The following is a 9,631-nucleotide window of genomic DNA, read 5'->3' on the forward strand; positions in this document are numbered from 1 at the left end:
ACGCCAATGCCGAACGGTTTCTGAAACCGCCTGCGGAAATGGCGCGGCTCTTTGCCGCCTGCCCCGATGCCATAGCCGAAACGATCCGGTTCATCGCCCGCATCGATTTCAAGCTCAGCGACCTTCAATATGAATATCCGCACGAGCCGGTTCCTCCCGGCTGGTCACCGGACGATTGGTTGGAGGACATGGTGCGGCGGCGAGCGAAACGGCATTATGGCCGGGCGTTGCCGCAAAAAGTCAGGGCGTTGATCGGCCAGGAACTGCGGCTGATCCGCATCCAGAAATATGCTTATTATTTCCTGACTGTCCATGACCTGGTCCGGTTCGCCCGCACCCGAAATCCGCCCATATTATGTCAGGGACGGGGATCGGCGGCCAATTCCATCGTCTGCTTCCTGCTGGGCGTCACATCGGTCGATCCGATGAAGCATGACCTGCTCTTTTCCCGCTTCGTGTCGGAAGAGCGCGACGAGCCGCCCGACATCGACGTCGATTTCGAACATGAGCGGCGCGAGGAAGTGATGCAATATATCTATCGCCGCTATGGCCGCGAGCGGGCGGGCATCGCTGCGACCGTCATCCATTATCGGTCCCGCAGCGCGCTGCGCGAAGTGGCCAAGGTGCTGGGCCTCAGCGAAGATGTGGCGATGCGCTTGTCGGCGACGATATGGGGCAGCCATTCCGGTGATCTGGGCGAAGCGCGGATTATCGACGCTGGCTTCGCCCTCGACAATCCGGAGGTCGTGCGGCTACGGGGACTGGTCGAGCAACTGATAAAGGCACCTTTCCCACGCCATCTGTCGCAGCATGTCGGCGGTTTCGTGCTGACGCAGAATCGGTTGGACGAAACCGTGCCGATCCACAATGCCGCCATGCCCGACCGCAGTTTCATCGAGTGGGACAAGGATGACATTGATGCGCTGGGTTTGATGAAGGTCGATGTGCTGGCGCTTGGGATGCTCAGTTGCATCCGCAAGGCTTATGAATTGATGCGCTGTCACGGGCTGGGGGATCACGACCTGACGGTCGATATCAATTCCGATGATGCATCCGTTTACGATATGCTGTGCAAGGGCGACAGCGTCGGCGTATTTCAGGTGGAGAGCCGCGCCCAGATCAACATGCTGCCCCGCCTACGCCCCCGCAATCTTTACGATCTGACGGTTCAGGTCGCGATCGTGCGGCCTGGACCGATCGAAGGAGATATGGTCCACCCCTATCTGCGGCGGCGCTGTGGGGAAGAGGAGCCGGAATTTCCGCATCCCGCGCCACCGCATAATCCCCACGAATTGAGAACATTGCTTGGGGCCACCTATGGCGTGCCTCTGTTTCAGGAGCAGGCGATGAAGCTGGCCATCGTCGCCGCGGGCTTCACCCCGTCGGAGGCGAACCAGCTACGCCGCGCCATGGCGACCTTCCGCAATGTCGGCACCATCCACCATTTCCGCGAAAAGCTGGTCAAGGGCATGACCGCGCGCGGCTATCAGGCTGATTTTGCCGAACGCTGCTTCAAGCAGATCGAAGGCTTTGGCAGCTACGGTTTCCCCGAAAGCCACGCGCTTTCCTTTGCCCGGCTGGTCTATGTGTCGGCCTGGCTCAAATGCCATCAGCCCGCGGTCTTTGCCTGCGCGCTCCTCAATTCTCAGCCGATGGGCTTCTACGCCCCCGCGCAACTGGTGCGGGATGCGCGCGCCCATGGCGTGACCGTGCACGGTGTCGATGTGAATGCCAGCCAATGGGACAATGGGCTGGAGCCGATCGACCGGGCGCGCCGGACGGATCGGGGGGAGGGGACGGGGAAAGCCCTGGCGCTGCGGCTGGGGTTGCGGCAAGTCGATGGGTTTCGCGAAAGCTGGGCGGCGCAGATGGTGGCGGCGCGGGCCGACGCCCCCTTTACCAGCATTGAGGATCTGGCGCGCCGGGCGGGCCTGCCTGCACGCGCGCTCCGCCTGCTCGCCGACGCCGATGCCTGCCGCTCGCTGGGGCAGGACCGGCGCGCCGCCTTGTGGGAGGCGCGGCGCACGCCGTCCGACGAACTGCCGCTCTTCGCTGCGGCGCGACGACAGGACCGGGCGGCGCGGGAACTGGGCGAGGAACCAGACGCCATGCTGCCCGCCATGCCGCTCGCCGAGCAGGTGGCGACCGATTATCAGGTGACGCGCCTGTCCTTGAAAGGCCATCCGATGCAGTTTCTGCGCCCGGCCTTCGCCGCCGAGGGCGTGCTGACTTGCGCGCAGGCGAGCGCGGCCAAAAATGGCGCACGGGTGCAGGTGGCGGGCATGGTGCTGGTGCGGCAACGGCCGGGCAAGGGCAATGCCGTCTTCATCACGATCGAGGATGAAACCGGCGTCGCCAATATCCTGCTGTGGGCACGGCTGTTCGAGATGCAGCGGCTCGCGGTGATGGCATCCCGGCTGATGCTGGTGGAGGGCGAAATCCAGCGCAGCAAGGAAGGCGTCGTCCACCTGATGGCTGTTCGCGTGCATGACCGCAGCGACGCGCTGGGCCGCCTGACCCACAGCAGCGACGGCACCGGCAGCCCCCCACCGCGCAGCGCCACCCACCCGCGCCAGGTACGGATATTGCCCGGCTCGCGCGACTTTCATTGAGGGGAGATCGTGGCACAACAAAAAAGGGGCCGCGCACCGCGCAGCCCCTCCATTTACGACCTGATGCCGGATCAGAAGGCGTAGCGCGCCATGATCTGGAACACAGGGCCGGCCTTTTCGCTTTCCAGCTCATATTCGTCGAAGTTGCGATCGATCTGGTCGGCCAGATTGTCGAACTTGTTGAATTTCTCGGCCTTGGCACCGTTCAGCAGGTTGGAACCGACCGCGCGGATGGTGAAGGTCTTGCCGAAGCGCTTTTCGACGAAGATTTCGAGGTCCGCGCCATAGGTGGTGGTTACTTCCTCGGCGATCACTCGGCCAAAGGCGCTACCCTGTTTGCGATAGGTCGCACCGAACGCTGCGCCTGCTTGCGGCAGATCCTGGATGAAGCCGAAATTATAGACATATTTCGACTGATCGTTGAACCGCCGTTCGCCCAGCGCATCGGTGATCTTGCTGTCGAGCAGAGAGAGATTGCCGAAGATGCCGGTGTTGGGTAGGCCGATGAAGCCAAGATCCGACGACAGGTCAAACTCCACGCCCCACACCTTGCCGTCGCCGACATTCATCGGCTGGTACACGAACGTGCCTTCGCCTTCGGAGCCTTCTTCGCCGGTATTGGTCAGTTCGATCAGATCCTTGACGTCGCGATAGAAGAAATTGACGCCGAAAATGCCGCCCGTTCCCATGCGATGTTCATAACCGATGTCGAAGCCCCATGCGGTCTCCGGGCCAAGCTGCGGATTGCCGAGCAGGTCGCTGTCACCCACTTCCTCTTCCAGAACTGCCGGGGTCAGATAGTTGAATTCGGGGCGACGCAGCGTGCGCGCGACCGACCCGATGATGCGGTCATTACTGGTCAGCGAATATTTGAACGACGCCGATGGCAGGAAAGCATCATAGCTGCTTTCCTGGTCAGCGATCGCCGCCGCGACCGTATAGTCGGTGATACGGACCTTGGTATTTTCATAGCGCAGGCCCGCTTCCCACTTCAGGCTGCCGCTGTCACCCTCAATCAAGGCAAAGGCATCGCGACGCTTTTCCTTGATGCGGTTATCGCCGCCGTCGATCGCTTCCACATCGTCAAAGGCGGTGGCCAGATCGGTCGGGTTCTGGCTGAACTGGTCCCAGGTGAAGCTGCCAGTGCCTTCCTGCTCAGATTCGAAAATGCCACTGCGGCGATTCTTGTCCTGATAGAAGCCGCCGAATACGAATTTCATGCTGTCGTTGAGCGGAACCTCATGCTCCAGCTTGGCTGAAAATTCGCTGTCCTTGATGTCCGTCTGCGTCAGCGTCCCTTCAAATTCTGGATCGTCCCCTTCGTCCACGTCGAAGCCGATCTCATATTCGGTTTCGGCCCGGTCCTCGATGAACTTGGCATAGCTCAAACGCAGCGACGTCTTACCCGCCGCCCATTCATGGCTCAGCTTGCCGTCGATCGAGAAATTCTCCTGATCGATCTTCGAGACATTGGCGTTGTCGCTCAGCAGATTGCCGACGGGAACCGGGCCATTGACGGCGGTCGGATCGTCATATTCAAAGCTGCGCTCGGTCTCGGTCCGGTCGGTCTTCACATAAAAGCCATTGAGCTTGAACGTCGTGTCGCCTGCGTCGATCTGATAGCTGCCGTTGAAGCTGTAATCCTTGCCGTCGCGGGTGTCGCTCTGGTCCTCGCGATTGTCGAAATCGTCGGTCACATAGTCGGCGTTATTTTCGGGCGAATCGCCGTAGCGCAGGCTCTTCTTCTGCTTGGGATTATGACGGCCCTGCAGGTTCGCGCCCAGCAGCAGACGGCCGGGACCAACCTGACCGCCCCAGACCAGGCCCAGGCTCGGTTCGATTTCCTTGTCGTCATAATAGAGGCCGCCTGCACGGACATAACCGCCATTCAGTTCATAGCCGTCACGCAGATTGATGTTGAGCGAGCCCGCAACCGCATCACCCGTGCGACGCGCGGAGGAAGAGCGGACGATCTCGACGCTGGAGATCAGTTCGGCGGGGATACGGTCGAGGAAGAAGCTCCGGTCGGCGCTGCCGCCGGGGACGCGCTCACCATTGATCAGGATCTGGGTATAGCCGGGCGGCAGGCCGCGCAGACGCGGCGCGTCGCTTTCGATGACGTCCGACAGAAAGGTGACGGAGGGCACGCGCTTGAGCGCATCGCCAGCGGTCAGCGGCTCGAAACGCTGAAAATAGTCGGTGCCATATTTCAGCACGGGTTCGGGGGTGTCGGTGCGGTCGCGATAGCCAATTCCGGCGATGACGACGATGTCGGCCGCCTGGGTAATCGGCCCGTCCGTCTTGGCGATCTCGTCGGCGGCAGCAGGTGCCTGTGCCTGCGCGGAAACGGAAAACAGCGCAATCGATGCGCAACCAAACAACAGCCACTTACTCGCGACCATATCTGCCCCCTATTGAGAATAGTTTAATTGACCAGTGGGCCGTGTCTTGTATCTAGCCCGTCGAATTGGGCCGCTAGGAGGTATTCGTGACCGCATCGCGAAAGAAATATTACAGTTCGATGATTTCGGGTTTCACTTTTATTACATTGTCAGCCTGCGCTGCCGGTGAAATCGAATTGCCGATCGCCGTGCGCATCGCCAACGCCACCCCGGCGGTGTCGGTGACCGCGCGGGGCGAAACGACGCCGGTCGGCACCACCAATGCCGATGCGGCCGATGATCCGGCGATCTGGCGCAATGCGGCGGACCCCGCCGCCAGCCTGATCGTGGGCACCGACAAGAAAGCGGGCGTCTATGTCTATGGGCTGGACGGCAAGGTGCGCGACTTTCTCGACGCGGGCCGGGTCAATAATATCGACCTGAAGGACGGCGTCGCAATCAACGGCGGCACGGGCATCCTGGTCGTCGCCTCCGACCGTAACGATGTCGCACGCGCCAAACTGGCGCTGTTCCGGCTTGATCCGGCGACGGCCAAGCTGACCGCGCTCGGCACCATCGATGGCGGTGCGGGCGAAGCCTATGGCTTGTGCATGGGGTCGGACGCTGCCGGTCTCTATGCTTTCATCGTGCTCAAGGACGGGACGATCAACCAGGTCGCGCTCGATGCGTCGGGTGCAACGCCCACCGGCCGCATCGTGCGAACGATGAAGCTCGGCACCCAGTCGGAAGGCTGTGCGGTCGATGACCGCACCGGCACGCTCTATGTCGCGGAAGAGGATGTCGGCCTGTGGCGCTTCGACGCGCGGGCGAGCGGCAGCACCACACCCACGAAGATCGCCGCTGCAGACGGCAAGAATATCGTCGCCGATGCCGAAGGCGTCGCTATCGCCCCGATCGGAGAGAAGGACGGCTATGTCCTCGTTTCCAGCCAGGGCGACAATGCCTATGTCGTCTATCGCATCAGCGACGACAGCTATGTCGGCCGCTTCCGCGTGGTCGCCGGCGCGATCGGCGGGTCGGAGGAAACCGACGGCATCGAACTGATGCTGGGCGATTTCGGCCCCGACTATCCCGGCGGGCTGTTCATCGCGCAGGATGGAGAGAATGGCGCGGCGGCGCAGAATTTCAAGCTCGTCGCCTGGGCCGATATCGTCAAGGCCCTGGGCCTGCCGCAATAAGGCTTCGGGCCGGGACGACCTAAACCGTCCCGGCCCGGCGACTGCCCCCTTGGTCTTGACCGGGGCTTCCTCTATGGCGGCAAACGTCTTGCCACTAAGGAAGCCGATTTGATCCTGGACCTTGCCGCCGCCGCTTCGAGCGCCATCCGTTTCGAGGATCTGGGGCTCAGTCCCGTTGCCCTCGACCTGGGGTTCTTCACGCTGAAATGGTATAGCCTTGCCTATCTGGCGGGCATATTGATCGGCTATTGGTATCTGCTGCGGCTGATCGCCCAGCCCGGATCGCCGATGGCCCGGCGGCATGCCGACGACATGATCTTTTATGCGACGCTGGGCATCATCATCGGCGGGCGGCTCGCTTATGTGATCTTCTATCAGCCCGAAATCCTGCAAAATCCGCTCGATATCCTCAAACTCTGGAATGGCGGCATGTCCTTCCACGGCGGCGCGGCGGGTGTGTCGCTCGGCATCCTCTACATGGCGCGCAAGGAGAAGCTCTCCTGGCTGCGCATCCACGATTATGTCGCCTGCTGCGTGCCCTTCGGCCTGTTCTTCGGCCGCCTCGCCAATTTCGTAAATGGCGAATTGTGGGGCAAGGAAACTGATGTACCATGGGGCATCATCTTTCCCACCGGTGGGCCGTTCCCACGCCACCCCAGCCAGCTTTATGAAGCCGCGCTGGAAGGGGCCGTGCTGTTCGCCATCCTCGCCTTCGCCTTCTGGCGCACCCGCGCCCGCTACCAGCCAGGGATGCTAGTCGGCATCTTCCTGCTCGGCTATGGCTGCTTCCGCTTCGGCGTCGAATATGTGCGCGAGGCTGACGCGCAGTTGATGGAGTTCGCCGCACGCACCGGCCTGCATATGGGCCAGTGGCTGTGCGTGCCGATGATCCTGGGCGGCCTCTACCTCATCTTCACCGCCAAGGGCCGCCGTGTGCGGGTGGAGCCGATCGCGGGCAGCGCGAGTGTCAGTTGAACCGCTACCGCTGGCGGAACGACTGACGCGGCAGATTGCGGCGGGCGGGCCGATCTCGGTCGCTCATTATATGGCCGAATCGAACCAGCATTATTATGCGACCCGCGACCCGCTGGGGCTGGAGGGCGACTTCACGACCGCGCCTGAAATCAGCCAGATGTTCGGCGAGCTGGTGGGCTTGTGCCTGGCCGATGTCTGGATGCGGTCGGGGCGGCGACCCGGCGCGCTCTATGCCGAGCTGGGGCCGGGGCGCGGCACGCTGGCGGCCGATGCGCTGCGGGCGATGGAGCGCGCGGCGCTCGCCCCGCGCGTCCATTGCGTCGAGACCAGCCCCGTTCTGCGCGACCGGCAGCGTGGGCTGATCCCCCATGTCATCCATCACGACAGTATCGACAGCTTGCCGCATGAAGGGCCGCTGCTGGTCGTCGCCAATGAATTTTTCGATGCGCTGCCGGTCCGCCAATGCATCCATGTCGGCGACGAGTGGCGCGAACGGGTGGTGATCCGGCGCGAGGCGGACGCTGCCTTTCTGCCCGTGCCCGGCTATCGCCGCATCGAATCGGGCCTTCCGCCGATCGCGGCGCAGGCGCAGGATGGCGCGATCATCGAAACGCCGATCGTGGGCGCGGGCATCGCCTATGCCTTGGCGCAACGCATTGCCAAGCAGGGCGGGGCGGCAATCGTCATCGACTATGGCTATGAAGGGCCGCTGCTCGGCGACACGCTACAGGCCGTCAAGGCGCACAAGTTTGCTGATCCCTTTACCGATCCGGGCGAGGTGGACCTGACCACCCATGTCGATTTCAGCGTCATCGGCAATATGGCGCGGCAGGCGGGGCTACGGGTGCATGGCACGGTGGGGCAGGGCGATTTCCTGCGGCAATTGGGCATCGATCCGCGCGCCGAGCAACTGGCCCGCGCAACGCCCACGCGCGCGGCGGAGATCGAGGCGGCACGGATGCGACTGACCGATGAAGCGACGATGGGGACATTGTTCCGGGTGATGGCCTGGACCCATCCCGACTGGGCCGATCCGGCTGGCTTTACGGCCTGATATTAATCGTCCTGATGATAGCGGCCAAGGCGACGGATGAAGCCAATGAGGCCGGTCTGGCGGCTGCGCTTCATGCGTTCGGCGTGGAGGATGGTTTGCACCCGCGCGAAACAATCATCGGCATCGACATTGCACAGCACATAGTCATAGCCGTCCCAATGCGCGATCTCGCCCGCCGCGCGGGCCATGCGGCCTTCGATCACGGCGTTGCTGTCGGTCCCGCGCCCGCGCAGGCGCCGTTCCAGTTCCTCCATCGAGGGTGGCAAAATGAAGATGCGGACGACATCACCCCCGGCAATCTGGTGCAATTGCTGCGCGCCTTGCCAATCTATGTCGAACAGCACGTCCTTGCCGGACTTGAGCATCGCTTCGACCGGCGCGCGCGGCGTGCCGTAGCGCTGGCCAAAGACATGCGCCCATTCGAGAAATTCATGGTCGGCCGTCATCTGGCGGAAGGCTTCCAGATCGACGAAATGATAATCCTTGCCATCGACCTCGCCCGGCCGCATCGGCCGGGTGGTGGCGGAAACGGACATGGACAGGTCCGGTTCGGCGGCGAGCAGCTTGCGCGCGATCGTGGACTTGCCCGCGCCCGAAGGGGACGACAGAACGAAGAGAACGCCACGGCGCTGGAAATCGGGCGTTTCGATCGGGATATGCTCGGCCATGGCCGCTAGTGACGCTTGGGACAGGCTTTGGCAAGAGGCCGGATGACGGAAGGAACAGGATATGCGCCGCAAGCACGCCGCCAATCGTCGGGGTTTCATCCTTGCGGGGCTGATCGTCGTGATGACCGGCGTCATCCTCTTCCTGATGCAAAGGCCGCCAATTTGCGCCTGTGGCACCGTGGAATTATGGCATGGCGCGCTCGATAGCGGCAATAGCCAGCATGTTGCGGACTGGTATAGCCTCAGCCATATCATCCATGGCTTTCTCTTTTACGGCGGCACCTGGATGGTGCTGCGGCGGCGACCCATCGGCTTGCGGCTGGCCGTTGCCGTGGCGATCGAGTCGGCCTGGGAAATTCTCGAAAATTCGCCGATCATCATCGACCGGTATCGCACTGCGACGATCGCGCTTGGCTATTCGGGCGATTCGATCGTCAATTCGGTGAGCGACATCGGCATGATGGCCTTGGGCTTCCTGTTCGCATCGCGCGTACCGGCCTGGTTGACGGTCGTGGTCGGCGTCGGGTTCGAGCTATTGGCGCTTGCGGTCATCCGCGACAATCTGACGCTCAACATCCTGATGCTGACCTGGCCGGTCGACGCCGTGCGCGACTGGCAAGCCGCGCTTTAGCCTTCGCGAGCTTTGCGCGCCGTATCGATCGGAATCGGCTCGGCTGGGGTCGGCTCGGCGCTAAGGTCGGGCAGCAATTTGGTGGCGCGCTTGCGATCGGCTTCGCGCTTC

Annotated in this window: 6 protein-coding genes and 1 pseudogene (1 of these 7 only partly in view); 5 read left to right on the forward strand and 2 right to left on the reverse strand. The window is 62.6% G+C overall.

Going from position 1 to position 9,631, the window contains the following annotated elements:
• Positions 1-2,612, forward strand: a pseudogene (locus IL54_RS02855) (error-prone DNA polymerase); it begins 990 nt to the left of the window's first position.
• Positions 2,613-2,683: 71 nt separating this feature from the next.
• On the opposite strand, the gene IL54_RS02860 reads toward IL54_RS02855, so the two are convergent.
• Positions 2,684-5,014: a TonB-dependent receptor plug domain-containing protein gene (locus IL54_RS02860; RefSeq protein WP_052027528.1), complete on the reverse strand. Its 2,331-nt coding sequence runs from the start codon at positions 5,012-5,014 to the stop codon at positions 2,684-2,686.
• Between the two features lie 119 nt (positions 5,015-5,133).
• On the opposite strand from IL54_RS02860, the gene IL54_RS02865 reads away from it, so the two are divergent.
• The 3 genes from IL54_RS02865 to IL54_RS02875 all read left to right on the forward strand — a co-directional run bounded on the left by IL54_RS02865 (position 5,134) and on the right by IL54_RS02875 (position 8,221).
• Complete coding sequence (locus IL54_RS02865) at positions 5,134-6,192, forward strand: phytase (RefSeq protein ID WP_037473070.1); 1,059 nt, start codon at positions 5,134-5,136, stop codon at positions 6,190-6,192.
• Between the two features lie 108 nt (positions 6,193-6,300).
• The gene (lgt, locus tag IL54_RS02870) at positions 6,301-7,167 is read left to right on the forward strand and encodes a prolipoprotein diacylglyceryl transferase (protein ID WP_037473071.1); all 867 of its coding nucleotides are present in this window, start codon (positions 6,301-6,303) and stop codon (positions 7,165-7,167) included.
• A complete protein-coding gene (locus IL54_RS02875; RefSeq protein WP_037473073.1) occupies positions 7,157-8,221 on the forward strand; it encodes a class I SAM-dependent methyltransferase in 1,065 nt (354 codons plus the stop codon). Before lgt ends, IL54_RS02875 begins: the two co-directional genes overlap by 11 nt.
• Positions 8,222-8,223: 2 nt before the next feature.
• Here IL54_RS02875 and gmk read toward each other — a convergent pair whose 3' ends face one another.
• Positions 8,224-8,889: a guanylate kinase gene (gene gmk / locus IL54_RS02880; RefSeq protein ID WP_037473074.1), complete on the reverse strand. Its 666-nt coding sequence runs from the start codon at positions 8,887-8,889 to the stop codon at positions 8,224-8,226.
• 61 nt (positions 8,890-8,950) lie between these two features.
• On the opposite strand from gmk, the gene IL54_RS02885 reads away from it, so the two are divergent.
• Positions 8,951-9,520 carry a DUF2585 domain-containing protein gene (locus IL54_RS02885; RefSeq protein ID WP_037473077.1) on the forward strand — a complete coding sequence of 190 codons (570 nt, stop codon included), beginning with the start codon at positions 8,951-8,953 and terminating at the stop codon, positions 9,518-9,520.
• Positions 9,521-9,631: the final 111 nt, after the last annotated feature.

This window comes from Sphingobium sp. ba1, from assembly GCF_000743655.1.
Lineage (GTDB): Bacteria > Pseudomonadota > Alphaproteobacteria > Sphingomonadales > Sphingomonadaceae > Sphingobium.